Source organism: Falsiroseomonas tokyonensis (genome assembly GCF_019024325.1).
GTDB classification, from domain to species: Bacteria; Pseudomonadota; Alphaproteobacteria; order Acetobacterales; family Acetobacteraceae; genus Falsiroseomonas; species Falsiroseomonas tokyonensis.
In genome coordinates this window covers 185,990-199,985 of the sequence record NZ_JAFNJS010000005.1, presented here as the reverse complement: position 1 = coordinate 199,985, position 13,996 = coordinate 185,990, and the positions used below count along the sequence as shown (strand labels likewise).

The following is a 13,996-nucleotide window of genomic DNA, read 5'->3' as shown; positions in this document are numbered from 1 at the left end:
CTCAGAACACCTTGGCCTTCACCCGGAACAGCCAGCGCCCGACGAGCCACAGCAGCGCGGAAGCCACGACCGTCAGCACGATGTAGATGACCGCGACAATCGAAAAAATCTCGACCGAGCGGAAGGAGATAGCGTTCGCATTCAGCGCGCGCCCCGTCAGCTCCTCCAGCCCGAAGATCGCGGCCATGGAGGTGCCGAGCGTCATGATGATGTAGTGGCTGGACAGCGCCGGATACAGCGCGCGGATGACATGCGGCGCGATCACGTACCACACGGTCTGCAGGCGGCCGAAGCCCAGCGTCTCCGCCGCCTCCAGCTCCGCCCGCGGCACGCTGGCGAAGCCGGCGCGCTCGATCTCGGTCAGATAGGCGCCGGCGTTCAGCGTCATGCCGATCAGCACGGCGGTGACGGGCGAGAGGATGATGCCGAGCTCGGGCAGTGCGAAGAACAGGAAGAAGATCTGCACCAGCTGCGGCGTATAGGTGAAGAAGCGGACATAGGCCGTGACCAGCCAACGCCAGGGGCGCGCGGCGAAGGTCAGCGCCGCCGCGCCGGCCAGGCCGATCAGCAGGCCGCCGGCGAAGGCGACGCCGGCGATCCACAGCGCCGTTAGCGCGCCCAGCAGGAAGTCGGGCAGGTATTGCCAGACCTGCCCGTATTGCAGCTGCACGCTTCAGAACATCGGGTTGAAGGGGATCGGCGTGGTCATCGGCACGCCAAAATACTTCTGCCAGGTGGTGTTGACGAAGCCGCTGCGGTGCATTTCGAAGAGGATGACGTTCAGCACGTCCTTCAGCGCGGTATTGCCCTTCTGCACCCCGATGCCGACCCAGAAGCTGGCCAGCACCTCGTCCAGGATCTTCCACTGCACGGGAAAGTTGCGCATCGGGATGACGATGGATTCCGCCACATCCACCATGGCATCCGCGCGGCCCTGCGCCAGGGCGCGGAAGCAGTCGGGGTAGTTGTCCAGCAGCGTCACCTGCGCCTGCGCCGCATTGGCCTGGATCCAGGGCACGCCCACCGTGCCGCGTACCTGCACCAGCCGCACGGCGCGATTGTTCAGGTCCGCTGGCTTCTCGATCGGCACGGCGGTGCCGCTCGCCTTGGTCAGCACCACCATGGACTGCGTGTGCAGCGGCACCGTGTAGTCGATGACCAGCGCGCGCTCCACCGTGCGGGTGATGGATCCCAGCACGATGTCGATGCGGTCGGATTGCAGGAAGGGGATGCGATCGGGGCTGCCGACCTGCACGATCTCCAGCTCGACATTCATGCGCCGGGCGATCTCGCGCGCGATGTCGGCATCGAAGCCGTCGATCTGGTTGCGCTCGTTGAACAGGCCCATCGGCGGCAGGGTGGGGTTGATGCCGGCGCGCAGGCGCTTGGTGGAGAGCACCTGCTCCAGCGGACGCGCCTGGGCGGTGGTGCCCAGCAGCGGCAGCGCGGCGGCGAGGCCGAGCAGGTGGCGGCGATCGAGATGGCTTGGCATGTATACGCTTCCTTCGACTCGGTTGGCGTGCGCGATCCCTGCATGCGGCGCTTGATCGGCCGCGTGGGATGCAGCTTGGCGGGGGCGACGCGGGCCGGCAAGGCCGCGGCGCGCGCGAAATCAGCGCGCCAGCGCGCGTCCTGCCAAAGTCGCGAGCAGCCCCGCCACCAGCAGCGGCAGTGAGGCCAGCGCCCAGGAGGAGGAGGCGAGCGCGCCGATCAGCGGCGGCGCCAGAAGCTGTGCCAGGTTGTTGCCCTGGATCACCAGCCCGACCGCCGGCGCCACAAGCGCCGGGTCGGGCACGGCGCGTGGCAGCAGCGCGAAGCAGGCCGCCGGCAGCACGCCGCCAATGCCACACGCCAGCACCGCCAGCGCCACCACCGCCGCCGGCTGCGGCACCAGATAGACGCCCGCCGCAGTCACCGCCATGCCGAGCGCGCCCACCACCACCAGCCGGTCCGCCGCCACGCCACGCCGCATCAGCAGGCCGCTGGCCAGGTTGCCGCCCGCATTGGCCAGCGCGGCGAGCGCCGCCGCGGCCCCTGCCCCGCCGGTGCCGGCGCCGAGCGATTCCAGCCGGGCCGGCAGGAAGGCCGCGATGCCGAAATACATGACGTTGTAGGTGGCAAAGGCGGTGGCGATGCGCAGCGGCCGACGTGCCGCGGCCAGGGCGCGCAGCTGCGCCAGGATCGGCGCCGCGGCCGGTGCCTCGGTCGCGGCGGCGCGCGGCACCAGCCAGATGCAGAGCAGCGCGGCACCGCCCAGCGCCAGGGCCAGCCCCAGCCAAGCCAGGCGCCAGCCCTGCGCCTCCACCAGCGGTGCGCTCAGCAGGCCGAGCGCGATGCCGGCGGGCATATAGGTGCCCCAAAGGCCCATGGCGAAGCCGCGGTCGCGCGGCGCGACGCAGGCGGCGATCAGCCCCGGGCCGGCCACCACCAGCAGCAGGAAGCCGGCGCCTTCCGCAACCCGGGCCAGCAGGAGAAGCGGTGTATTGGGCGCCAGCGCGGCGGCCGCGGCCGCGAGGGTGCCGAGCCCCAGGCCGCTCAGCAGCGCCCGGCGCGGCCCGATGCGCGCCACCGCCAGGCCGATGCCGAGCCCGCCGAGGGCCGCCATCAGCGCAAACAGCGAGACCAGCAGCGCGGCCCCGGTCAGGCCCAGGCTGAATTCGGCGCCGATGGTGGTCATCGCCGCCGGCACCTTGCCGATCTGCGCCGCCCCCAGGATGCCGCCGGCCAGCATGGCGGCGACAGGGGGCCAGCGCGTCATCGGCAGCGCGATCTCAGCCGCGGCGCTCGATCAGCTCCACGCGGACGCCATCCGGCGCCTGCAGGAAGGCGATGCGGACGCCGGGGCGTGCCTCGGTGGGGCCGGAAATCAAGGGCACGCCCTTGGCCTTCAGGTCGGCCAGCGCCGCGTCCAGGTCGTCCACGCCGAGCCCCACATGCTCCAGCCCCAGGAAGGGCGGCGCCGGCGGGGCGGCGGTGCCGGCCGGCACCTCCTCCACGAACAGCGGCACGGAGGCCAGGTCCAGCACGACTCGCAGCTTGCCGCCGGGGGTCACGCGCTGCTTGATCTCGGCGCCGAAGGCCGAGACATAGAAGGCGGCGGTGGCCTCGGGGTCCGGGCTGCGAAGATGGATGTGATCGAATCGATAAGGGCTCATGATCCCTTTGTCGCGCATTCCGGGATGGTTTTCCAAGTGGCCGGCGGTGGGAGGCTGGAAATTTGACGAATGATGGTTTAGGTAAATCGTCATGAGCACAAGCACCCGGGAGGCCGCCCAGCGCCGCGGCGCCACCGCCGAGGAGACGCGCCGCCGCATCGAGGACATGGCGGAGACGCTGTTCCGCACGATCGGCTACCAGAAGACCACGGTGGCCGATATCGCCCGCGAACTCGGCATGTCGCCGGCCAATATCTACCGCTTCTACCCCTCCAAGTCGGCGATCAACGAGGTGATCGCGGCGCGCATGCTGGACGGGGTGGAGGCCGAGCTCTGGGCCATCGCCCGCGGCCGCGGCACGGCGACGGAGCGCCTGCGCACGCTGCTGGAGACGCTGCATCACCGCCACATGGCCCTGTTCTTCACCCAGCGCCGGCTGCACGACATGGTCACCGCCGCCATGGCCGAGCATTGGGGCGTGGTGGAACGCTTCATCGAGGGCATCCGCACCGCCATCCGCCACGTGCTGATGGATGGCGCGGCCAGCGGCGAATTCGCCCGTCTGGATGCGGATGCGACGGCCACCGCCATCAAGATGGCCACCATCGGCTTCATGCATCCGGTGCTGATCGCCGAATGCGGCCTGCGCGATGAGCCGGAGGAGGAGATGGCCGGCAAGCTCGGCCTGGTGATCGAGCTGCTGCTGCGGGGGTTGCGGCCCTGATTTCTGCCGGCTGACGATTATTGACTTTCATCATTCATAAGGGGTAAGCCTGCCGCAGATAGCTGCGAGCGACCCCCCATGACGATCCCCCGCGCCCCCGCCCTGCTGCTGTCCCTGCCGATCCTCACCGGCATCGGCATGGGGCTGCTGACCGCCTGCAACGGCGAAGCCTCCGCCCCGCCACCCGCCCCGGCGGCCGAGAGCCCGCGCCCCGTGCAGGTGGCAGAGGTGGTGCTGTCCTCCGCCCGCAACCTCTCGGCCCATACCGGCGTGGTGCAGGCGCGGCGGGAGGTGGAGGTGGGCTTCCGCACCGGCGGGCGCATCGTCAGCCGCGCGGTGGAGGTCGGGCAGCCTGTGGCAGCGGGCGAGGTGCTGGCGCAGCTCGACCCCGCCGATCTCGGCCTGTCGCTGCGCGCGGCGGAAGCCGACCTGGCCTCGGCCGAGGCGCAATCCCGCCAGGCGCGCAACGAGGCCGCACGGTCCCGCGAATTGCGCGCCGCAGGCCATGTCTCGGCCAGCTATGACGACCAGCGCGTGGCCAGTGCCCGCGCCGCGGCGGAACGCGTCGCCTCCGCCCAGGCGGCGCTGGAACTCGCCCGCAACCGCCTGTCCTACGCCACGCTGCGCGCGCCCTCCCCCGGCGTGGTGACGGCGCTGCTGGCGGAGGCCGGGCAGGTGGTGCCGGAAGGCCAGGCCGTGCTGCGCCTGGCCGATCCGGCGGAGCGCGAATTGCTGGTCCGCGTGCCGGAATCGGCGCTGCCGGGCCTCGCCACCGCCCAGGCCGAGGCCCGCTTCTGGGCGCGGCCGGATGTTCCGGTCGCGGCCAGGCTGCGGGAAGTGGCGCCGCAGGCCGATGCCGCGCTGCGCACCTATGCCGTGCGCTTCACGCTCGATGCCGCGCCGGATTGGGTGGCGCTGGGCATGACCGGCACCATCCGCCTGGCCCAGCCGGGGGAGGCCGCCGCGCGGCTGCCGCTCTCCGCCCTGCATGACCGCGGGCATGGCCCGATGGTCTGGCGCCTGCTGCCCCCCAGCGGCGGCGCATCGCGGATCGAGGCCGTGCCGGTCCAGGTGCTGGCTCTGGCGGAGCAGACGGCGGAGGTCACCGGGCCGCTGGCGCAGGGCGACCAGGTGGTGGCGCTCGGGCCACAGCTGCTCGACCCCGGCCAGCGCGTGCGCGTGGTGCAGACCCGCCTTTCCGCCACCCTGCGCTGAGGGAGCGCCGATCATGGATCGTTTCAACCTTTCCGCCTGGGGCGTGCGGAACGGCGCGCTGACGCTGTTCGCCATCCTGCTGCTCGCGGTGCTCGGCACCGGCGCCTATCTGCGGCTCGGCCGGGCGGAGGATCCCTCCTTCACGCTGAAGGTCATGGTGGTGACGGCGCAATGGCCTGGTGCGACGGCTGCGGAGATGCAGGCGCAGGTGGCGGACCGCATCGAGAGCCGGCTGCAGGACCTCGCGCATCTCGACCGGCTGGAGACCTATGTGCGGCCCGGCCAGGCGGTGACCACCATCGTGCTGCGCGACACCACGCCGCCGCGGCTGGTGCCGGAGCTGTGGTACCAGGTCCGCAAGAAGGTGGGCGATATCGTGTCGAGCCTGCCGGCCGGCGTGCAGGGCCCCTTCTTTAACGACGAATATTCCGACGTCTACTCCGCCGTGATGGCCCTGACCGGCGCGGAGAACCCCGAGCTGGTGCGCCAGGCGGAGCAGATCCGCCTGCGCCTGCTGCGCGTGCCGGGGGTGGAGAAGGTGGCGATCCAGGGGGAGATCGCGCAGCGCATCCATGTGGAGGTCAGCCATGCCAGGCTGGCCACGCTGGGCATCGCGCCTTCCGCCATCCTGGATGCGCTGGCGCGGCAGAACCCCGTGGCGCCGGCCGGCGTGGTGGAAACCGGTGCGCTGCGCGTGCATCTGCGCGTCGGCGGCGGGTTGGACGGGGTGGAGGCGATCCGCAATGTGCCGGTCAGCCTCGGCGACCGCACGCTGCGCCTGGGCGATATCGCGGAGGTCTCGCGCGGCCTGGCCGATCCGCCGAGCGCGGCCGTGTTCCACGATGGCGCCGGCGCGGTGATGATCTCCGTCGTCAAGCAGCCCGGCTTCAATGTGCTGGCGCTGGGCGAAAGCCTGCGGCAGGCGCTGGCGGAGGTGCGGCGCGACCTGCCGCTCGGGCTGGAGTTGCAGCTCGTCTCCGATCAGCCGCATATCGTGGCGGAGAGCGTCGCGGAGTTCCTGACCAAATTCGTCGCCGCGCTGGGCGTGGTGCTGCTGATCTCCTTCCTCTCGCTCGGCGTCCGCGCCGGCATCATCGTGGCGCTGTCGGTGCCGCTGACGCTCGCCGCCGTCTTTTTGATGATGCTCTACTGGGGCACGGAGCTGGAGCGGATTTCGCTCGGCGCGCTGATCCTGGCGCTGGGCCTGCTGGTGGATGACGCGATCATCGCGATCGAGGCGATGGTGGTGAAGCTGGAGGAAGGCTGGGACAAGGCCCGCGCAGCCGCCTTCGCCTGGGGCAGCACCGCGGCGCCGATGCTGTCCGGCACGCTGGTGACCATGGCGGGCTTCATCCCGGTGGGTTTCGCCGCCTCCACCAGCGGCGAATATGCGGGCGGCATCTTCTGGGTGGTGGGGGGTGCGCTGCTGGCCTCCTGGCTCGTCGCCGTCTGGTTCACGCCCTGGCTGGGCGTGAAGCTGCTGCCGGTGCCGAAGCATGTGGTGACGCATGACTCGCTGTATGACGGGCGCTTCTATCGCCTGCTGCGGCGGATGGTGGCCTGGTGCGTGGACTATCGCTGGGTCGTGCTGGCGGCGACGCTGGCGGTGCTGGCCGCGGGCTTTGTGGGCCTCGGCATGACGAAGAAGCAGTTCTTCCCCACCTCCTCCCGCCTCGAACTGCTGGTGGATGTAAACCTGCGCCAGGGCTCCACCTTCGCCGCCACCCGCGCGGCGGTGGAGCAGGTGCAGGCGGAGATCGCGCAGGATACGGATGCGGTGATGTCCACCGCCTATATCGGCGCCGGCGCGCCGCGCTTCTTCCTGGCGCTGAACCCCGATCTGCCGAACGAGGCCTTCGGCAAGCTGGTGATCCAGGCGCGCGACGTGCCGGCCCGCGAAAGGCTGCGGGAGAAGCTGCTGGCCTTCGTCGAGACCGGCGCGGTGGCGGGGGCGCGGGTGCGCGTTTCCCGCCTCGATTTCGGCCCGCCCGTTGGCTACCCGGTGCAGTTCCGCGTCGTCGGCGGCTCGCCGGAACAGCTGCGGGTGGCGGCGGAGCAGGTGATGGCCGGGATGCGCGCCACGCCGGGCACGCGCGACGTGCAGCTGGCCTGGGGCGAGCGCGCGCCCGCCATGCGCCTGGTGCTGGATGAGGAACGCGTGGTCCAGCTCGGCCTCTCGCCCCAGGCCGTCGCGCAATCCATGCAGGCGCTGGTCTCCGGCGTGACGGCGACGCGGCTGCGGGAAGGCGCGCGGCTGGTGGATGTGGTGCTGCGCGCACCGGCCGCCGAAAGGCTGGGCCTGTCCAACCTGGCGGATCTCACGCTGGTGACGGAAGCCGGTCCCGTGCCGCTCGGCCAGGTGGCGCGGCTGGAGCCGGTGATGGAGGAGCCCATCCTCTGGCGCCGCAACCGGGAGGCATTCCTCACCGTGCGTGCCGATGTCGCGCCCGGGCTGCAGCCGCCGGATGTGACGGCCGCCGCACTGCCGCGAATGCGCGAGATCGAGGCGCGGCTGCCCGTGGGCATGCGGATCGAGGTGGGCGGCGCGGCGGAGGAATCCGGCAAGGCCAATGCCAGCCTCTTCGCGTTGTTCCCGGCGATGATCGCGGTGATGCTGCTGATCCTGATGGTGCAGCTGCGCCATTTCGGCCGCGTCGCGCTGGTCTTCGCCACGGCGCCGCTGGGCATACCGGGCGCGGCAGCGGCGCTGCTGCTGCTGGACATGCCCTTCGGCTTCGTGGCGCTTCTGGGCGTGATCGCCCTGGCCGGAATGGTGATGCGCAATACGCTGATCCTGGTGGACCAGGTGCGGCAGGATGTGGAGCACGGCATGGCGCTGCGCCAGGCGATCATCGAAAGCAGCGTGCGCCGCGCGCGGCCGGTGGTGCTGACCGGGCTGGCCGCCGTGCTGGCCTTCGTGCCGCTGACGCTCTCGGTCTTCTGGGGGCCGATGGCGGCGGCGATGATCGGCGGGCTGGCACTCGGCACCGTCGCCACGCTGCTGGTGGTGCCGGCGCTGCATGCGCTGGCCCTGCCGCGGGCGAAGCGGGCCGCTTCGGCACCGGCGGGGGCGCTGGCGCCGGCCGAATAGGCGATCAGGCCGCGCGGTGCAGCAGGCGCCCGGCGGGGGTCTCGCTGGCGCCGGCGGAATGGGTGTAGACGGACTGGCCGTTCACCCAGGTCTCGACGATGCCATCGGCCGCCTGCTTCGGCTCGGTGAAGGTGGCGCGATCGCGCACCGTGGCGGCATCGAACAGCACGAGGTCGGCGAAGGCGCCTTCCCGCAGCACGCCACGGTCCGGGATGCCGAAGATCGCCGCCGTGCGGCCCGTCATCTTGTGCACGGCCGTCTCCAGATCGAACAGGCCGAGCTCACGGCAATACTGGCCGAGCACCCGCGGGAAGGTGCCCCAGAGGCGCGGATGCGGATGTTTTGCCAATGGCCCGCCATCGCTGCCCACCATCGACAGCGGATGCGCCAGGATGCGGCGCATATCGTCCTCCGCCATGTTGTGGAAGACGCCGCCGCCCGGCGTCAGGCGCTGCGCCGCCTCCTCCAGCGACACGCCCCATTCCTGCGCGATGTCGGACAGCGCGCGGCCCGCCATTTCCGGATGCGGGACGGAGCTGGTGACCGTCACCGGCACATCGGGACGCGGCTTGCGCGCGGCCAGCGAAGTGGAGGAGGCGGTATAGGGATAGACGTCGAAGGCCACGGGATAGTCCGCCGCATGCCGCGCGATCAGCGGCAGCGTCTCCACCGATCGGCCGTGATTTTCGGGCTGGGCGCATTTGTGGTGGCTGATGATGACGGGCGCGCCGACCGCCTTGCCGATGCGCAACGTCTCCTCGATGCTGTCCAGCACATGGTCCGCCTCGTCGCGCATATGCGTGACATAGAGGCCCTTGTGGTCGCGCAGCGTCTCCGCCACCGCGATCACCTCCTCGGTCGGCGCCGCCTTGCTCGGCGGGTAGAAGAGACCGGTGGAGAAGCCGGCGGCGCCTTCGGACAGGGCCTGGGCGAGCTGCTTGCGCATCCGCTCCGCCTCCTTGTCCGTCGCCGGGCGGCCGGTGTCGCGGCCCATGGCGCCAACGCGCAGCGACATATGGCCGATCAGCGCGAGCGTATTCACCGAAGATGGCGTCGTGCGCAGCCGCTCCGCATAGGCACCGAAACTGTCAAAGATCCACCATTCAGGGGCGCAGACGCCGTCGAGTGGCGCGGGCGGGCGCTCGCGCATCGGCACGGGCGACAGGCTGATGCCGCAATTGCCGACGACCACCGTCGTGACGCCCTGGCTGGTCTTGCAGAGCATGCAGGCGGGGCCGCAGAGCACGGCCTGGTCGTCATGCGTATGCGCATCGATGAAGCCGGGCGCCACCACGCGGCCCTCCGCCATCACCTCCCGCTCCGCCGACCAGGCGCCGAGGTCGCCGAGCCCCGCGATGCGATCGTCCTGCACCGCCACGTCGCCGCGCCGGCGCGGGCGGCCGGTGCCGTCGATGATCGTGGCGTCGCGGAGGATCAGGTCGCAGCGGAGCGTCATCGGGCGGGGTCCTGATGCGTTGCGCGGAGCATGGCGCCGGCCCATCTGAGATGGAAGCCCATTGCGACCAGGATCCTCCCATGCCCGACCGCCGCCACCTTCTGCTGCTCGGCGGCGGCCATGCGCATCTGGAGGTGCTGCGGCAGTTTGGCGCAAACCCCCTGCCCGGCTGGCGCGTGACGCTGCTGACGCGGGAGGCGCAGTCGCCCTATTCCGGCATGCTGCCGGGCGTGATGGCGGGGCTCTACCGGCCGGTGCAGGCGCTGGTCGACATGGCGGCGCTGACGGCGCGCTGCGGGGTGGCGCTGGTGCTGGACCGCGCCACGGGGATCGACCCCGCGCGGCGCCTGGTGCGGCGGGCCTCGGGCGAGGACATCGCCTGGGACCTGCTCTCCATAGATACCGGTGCCACGCCCGATATGCGCACGCCCGGCGCCGCCGCCCATGCCCTGCCGCTGAAGCCGATCGACGCGCTGCTGCCACGGCTTGGCCGCCTGGCGGACTCCCGCAGCCTGGCGGTGGTGGGCGGGGGCGCGGCGGGGTTCGAGGTGGCGCTGGCGCTGCGCTGGCAGGCGGCGGTGACGCTGGTGACGGGCGCGGCCGGCCTGCTGCCCGGCTTCCCGCCGCGGCTGCGGCAGCGCGCGGCGGATGCCCTGGCGCGGCGAGAGGTGACGCTGCGGCAGGGCGAGGACGTCGTGGAGGTGACGCCCGGCACCCTGCACTTCGCCGCCGCCCCGCCGCTGCAGGCGGAGGCGCTGGTCTGGGCCACCGGCGCCGCTGCGGCGCCCTGGCTGGCGGAAACCGGGCTGGCACGCGATGCGCGCGGCTTCCTGCGCGTCGATGCCTGCCTGCGGACTGAGGGCCAGGCGCAGATCTTCGCCGCCGGCGATGTGGCGAGCTTTCCGGGTGGTCTGCCCAAGGCCGGCGTCTTTGCGGTGCGGCAGGGGCCGGTGCTGGCGGCCAATCTGCGGGCCGTGGCGGCGGGTGAGGCCCCGAGACCCTTTGCGCCGCAGCGGGACTATCTGCGGCTGCTGTCCCTGGCCGATGGAAGCGCCCTCGGCACCCGCAACGGCCTGGTCTTCGCCGGCCGCTGGGTCTGGTGGCTGAAGGACCGGATCGACCGGCGCTTCATGGCCCGCTATCAGCGCTGAGCCGCGTCGCCAGCGCCGGCGACAGGCCGATGGTCTCCACCGCGCCATGCGGCATCAGCCCGGCGCCGCCCTGTCCCATGGCTGCGAGCGCCGCGAAGATGCCGATTTCCACCGAGCACAGCACCGGCACGCCGATCGCGATGCGCGCGGCCAGGCCAGCAAGGCCCGCGCCGCCCAGGATCACCACCTCCGCCCCGTCCTGCTCCACGCAGGCGCGGCAGCTTTCGGTGAGCAGCGCCAGCGCGCCCTCCGGGTCCCGCGCGATTTCGCCGCCGGTGGGGGCCACGGTGCGGATGCCGGCGAGCTGCGCCGCGTAGCCACGGCCGGCGAAGAATTCTTGCAGCATCGGCTGCCAGGCGGCGCCGCCGGTGACCACGCCGAAGCGCCGGCCCTGGGCTGCGGCGGCGGAGGCATCGGCCAGCCCCAAGACCGGCACCGGCGCCAGCTCGCGCAGCGCATCCAGGCCGGGATCGCCGAAGCAGCCGATCAGTACCGCATCCGCCCCCGCGCCGTGTTCCGCGTAGGCATCCAGCGCGGCATGGGCGGCGATGGCGCTGCTGGCGCGGCTGGCGATGTAGCGGGCGCCGAAGCGGCCGGTGGCGCCCTGGATGGCGATGCCCGGCGGCGCCAGGCCGCGTGCGATCTCCACCAGGCGGTCGGTGATGGCCTCGGTGGTATTGGCGTTGATCAGCAGCAGCTTCATGCGGTCACTCAGGTTGGGTCGCCGCAGCCCTCGTACCACGCCAGGATTTCGCGCGCCTGCAGGAAGGCGATGCCGGGCATGGCGGCAAGGTCGTCCAGCATCTGCTCCAGCGCCGCGATGCGGTGCGGGACGCCGGAGATATAGGGGTGGATGGCGATGCACATGATGCGCGGCGTGCTGCCCGCCTCCGCCAGCAGGCGCGCGGCGTGCAGGCGGGCGCGGCGAGGCAGTTCCTGCTCGTCATGGTGCTGGATCATCACCACGGGGATGTCGTTCAGCTCCACGCTATACGGCATGGTGAAGATCGGCCCGTCCGCCGTCTCCAGCCGGCAGGGCAGGTCATCCACCACCCAATCGGCGCAGTAGCGCAACCCGGCCTCGGCCAGCAGGTCCGCGGTCTCCAGCGTTTCCGTCAGGCCGGGGGCCAGCCAGCCGAGCGGCGGGGCGCCGGTGCAGTCCTGGATCGCCTGGATGGTCTGGCGGATCATGGCGCGCTGGTCCGGCACCTTGTGCGTCGGCACCTGCACATGGCCATGGCCCATGAAATCCCAGCCTGCCTCATGCGCCGCCTGGGCCACACGCGGATAGGCAGTGCAGACCGAGCCATTGACGGAGAGCGTCGGCCGGATGCCGCGCTTCTGGAAGGCGTCCAGGAAGCGCCAGAAGCCCACGCGCATCCCGTATTCGTGCCAGCCCCAATTGGCGATGTCCGGCAGCAGCGGCACGCCGGTGGGCGCAACCAGCACCTGGCGCGGCATGGGATTGTCGATCAGCCAGTTCTCGACATTCACCACTGGCCAGACGGCAACCTTGGCGCCATTCGGCAGGGCGCTGGGTGGGCGGTCGGCGGGCGTGGTGTAGCGCAGGCGTTGTTCGGGGCGCATCAGGCCGCCTTCTTCGCATGGTGCGAATGCAGCCGCGCACCGAGATCGCGCCGCACCGCGTTGAATTCGGGGGAGGAGACGTCGCGCGGCCGCGGCAGCTCCACCGGATGCGCGCTGGCGATGCGGCCGGGGCCGGGCTCCATCACCACGACGCGGTCGGAGAGGAAGATCGCCTCCTCGATGGAATGGGTGACGAAAAGCACCGTGAGGCCGGTGCGCTGCCACAGCTCCAGCAGTTCATCCTGCAGGCGTTCGCGCGTCATCGCATCCAGCGCGCCGAAAGGTTCGTCCATCAGCACCACCTCGGCGTCATTGGCCAGCACGCGGGCGATGGCGACGCGCTGCTTCATGCCGCCGGAGAGCTGGTGCGGATAGGCATCGGCGAAGCGCGTCAGGCCGATCAGCGCGATGAAGCGTTCGACGGTGTCGCGCACCTCCGCCTTGGGGCGGCCGCGGCTGGCCGGGCCGAAGCCGATGTTTTCGCGCACCGTCAGCCAGGGGAACAGGCCGTAATCCTGGAAGACCATGCCGCGATCCGGCGCCGGCCCGGTGATGGGCTTGCCCCACATCAGGGCCTGGCCTGCCGTCGGCGCCTCGAAGCCCGCGACAATTCGGAGAAGCGTGGACTTGCCACAGCCGGAGGCGCCGATCAGGCAGATGAATTCGCCCTTGCGCACGGTCAGGTTCGCATCGCGCAGCGCCTCGATGCGGCTGTCGTTCAGGATGTAGGTCTTGCCCACGCCCTGGATGTCGAGGATCGGGATCTCAGCCACGGTGCATCGGGCTCCAGCGCAGTAGGCGGTTCATCAGCAGCACGACCAGGCGGTCGGAGAGGAAGCCGGCGATGCCGATCACGATCATGCCGCAGATCACCAGCTCGGTGCGGCTCAGCGTGCGCCCGTCCATGATGACGGCGCCCAGCCCCTGCGGCACGCCCGTCATCTCCCCCACCACGATGACGAACCAGGCGAGGCCGAGGCCAAGGCGGAGCCCGGTGAAAATGGAAGGCAAGGACGCCGGCAGCACGACTCGAAAAAACTGGGCATTGCCGCGGCAGCCGAGCATCGCGGCCGCCTCGAACAGCCGCGGCTCGACATTCTTCACGCCGAGAATGGTGTTCAGCAGGATCGGGTAGAAGGCGCCGAGGAAGACCAGGAAGAAGGCCGATTGCGTGCCCAGGCCGAAGAGGATCATCGACAGCGGCAGCCAGGCGGTGACCGGGATCGGCCGCATCAATTGCAGGAAGGGATCGAGCAGCTGCCGCACCAGCGCGACGCGGCCGATCAGGATGCCGATCGGCACGGCGACCAGCGCCGCCAGCAGGAAGCCGCCATAGACCCGGCTGGCGGAGGCCAGCAGGTGGATATGCAGCGTGGCGGAGAAAGCATCGTCCCAGATGCCGCCCACCGCGAAGTCCACCATGTATTCGGCGACCTCCGCCGGCGAGGGGATCAGCCGCGTCATCCCCGCCGCCACCGCCCAATGCCAGAAGGCCAGCAGCAGCAGCGGCACGATCAGCGAAAGCAGCACGGGCCGGACGTGCCGCCACAACCGCAGCGCCGGCAAGGGCGGCACCGCGGTGGATTGGGTGAGGGTCACGTCCGACATGGCGCGCGC

Annotated in this window: 13 protein-coding genes; 4 read left to right on the top strand and 9 right to left on the bottom strand. The window is 71.2% G+C overall.

What is annotated here, in order from left to right:
- Position 1: 1 nt before the first annotated feature.
- The 4 genes from J3S20_RS17660 to J3S20_RS17645 all read right to left on the bottom strand — a co-directional run bounded on the left by J3S20_RS17660 (position 2) and on the right by J3S20_RS17645 (position 3,155).
- Positions 2–670 (bottom strand): amino acid ABC transporter permease, encoded by a 669-nt coding sequence (locus J3S20_RS17660; RefSeq protein ID WP_216837833.1) that lies wholly within the window; start codon positions 668–670, stop codon positions 2–4.
- A 3-nt stretch (positions 671–673) separates the two neighbouring features.
- Positions 674–1,492, bottom strand: a complete 819-nt coding sequence (locus J3S20_RS17655; protein WP_216837832.1) for a transporter substrate-binding domain-containing protein — start codon at positions 1,490–1,492, stop codon at positions 674–676.
- A gap of 120 nt (positions 1,493–1,612) precedes the next feature.
- On the bottom strand, positions 1,613–2,758 hold the full coding sequence (locus tag J3S20_RS17650; protein ID WP_216837831.1) for an MFS transporter: 1,146 nt from the start codon (positions 2,756–2,758) through the stop codon (positions 1,613–1,615).
- A gap of 13 nt (positions 2,759–2,771) precedes the next feature.
- Positions 2,772–3,155 (bottom strand): VOC family protein, encoded by a 384-nt coding sequence (locus J3S20_RS17645; RefSeq protein WP_216837830.1) that lies wholly within the window; start codon positions 3,153–3,155, stop codon positions 2,772–2,774.
- A 91-nt stretch (positions 3,156–3,246) separates the two neighbouring features.
- Between J3S20_RS17645 and J3S20_RS17640 the strand changes: the two genes are divergently transcribed.
- From J3S20_RS17640 to J3S20_RS17630, 3 genes are all read left to right on the top strand, one after another.
- Complete coding sequence (locus tag J3S20_RS17640; protein ID WP_216837829.1) at positions 3,247–3,879, top strand: TetR/AcrR family transcriptional regulator; 633 nt, start codon at positions 3,247–3,249, stop codon at positions 3,877–3,879.
- Positions 3,880–3,957: 78 nt separating this feature from the next.
- Positions 3,958–5,094: an efflux RND transporter periplasmic adaptor subunit gene (locus J3S20_RS17635; RefSeq protein ID WP_216837828.1), complete on the top strand. Its 1,137-nt coding sequence runs from the start codon at positions 3,958–3,960 to the stop codon at positions 5,092–5,094.
- Between the two features lie 13 nt (positions 5,095–5,107).
- On the top strand, positions 5,108–8,185 hold the full coding sequence (locus J3S20_RS17630) for an efflux RND transporter permease subunit (RefSeq protein ID WP_216837827.1): 3,078 nt from the start codon (positions 5,108–5,110) through the stop codon (positions 8,183–8,185).
- A gap of 4 nt (positions 8,186–8,189) precedes the next feature.
- Here the strand turns inward: J3S20_RS17630 and J3S20_RS17625 are convergent, their stop codons facing one another.
- On the bottom strand, positions 8,190–9,641 hold the full coding sequence (locus J3S20_RS17625) for an N-acyl-D-amino-acid deacylase family protein (RefSeq protein ID WP_216837826.1): 1,452 nt from the start codon (positions 9,639–9,641) through the stop codon (positions 8,190–8,192).
- Between the two features lie 80 nt (positions 9,642–9,721).
- On the opposite strand from J3S20_RS17625, the gene J3S20_RS17620 reads away from it, so the two are divergent.
- Positions 9,722–10,792 (top strand): FAD-dependent oxidoreductase, encoded by a 1,071-nt coding sequence (locus tag J3S20_RS17620; protein WP_216837825.1) that lies wholly within the window; start codon positions 9,722–9,724, stop codon positions 10,790–10,792.
- On the opposite strand, the gene J3S20_RS17615 is transcribed toward J3S20_RS17620, so the two are convergent.
- Genes J3S20_RS17615 through J3S20_RS17600 form a run of 4 tightly spaced genes read right to left on the bottom strand, consistent with a single transcriptional unit; the run spans position 10,770 to position 13,987 of the window.
- Positions 10,770–11,495, bottom strand: coding sequence for an aspartate/glutamate racemase family protein (locus J3S20_RS17615; RefSeq protein ID WP_216837824.1), 726 nt, complete (start codon positions 11,493–11,495; stop codon positions 10,770–10,772). The genes J3S20_RS17620 and J3S20_RS17615 overlap by 23 nt on opposite strands.
- An 8-nt stretch (positions 11,496–11,503) precedes the next feature.
- Positions 11,504–12,379, bottom strand: coding sequence for a polysaccharide deacetylase family protein (locus J3S20_RS17610; protein WP_216837823.1), 876 nt, complete (start codon positions 12,377–12,379; stop codon positions 11,504–11,506).
- Positions 12,379–13,152: an ABC transporter ATP-binding protein gene (locus J3S20_RS17605; RefSeq protein ID WP_343215245.1), complete on the bottom strand. Its 774-nt coding sequence runs from the start codon at positions 13,150–13,152 to the stop codon at positions 12,379–12,381. The genes J3S20_RS17610 and J3S20_RS17605 overlap by 1 nt, the downstream gene beginning before the upstream one ends.
- Complete coding sequence (locus tag J3S20_RS17600) at positions 13,145–13,987, bottom strand: ABC transporter permease (RefSeq protein ID WP_216837822.1); 843 nt, start codon at positions 13,985–13,987, stop codon at positions 13,145–13,147. Before J3S20_RS17600 ends, J3S20_RS17605 begins: the two co-directional genes overlap by 8 nt.
- Positions 13,988–13,996 lie beyond the last annotated feature (9 nt).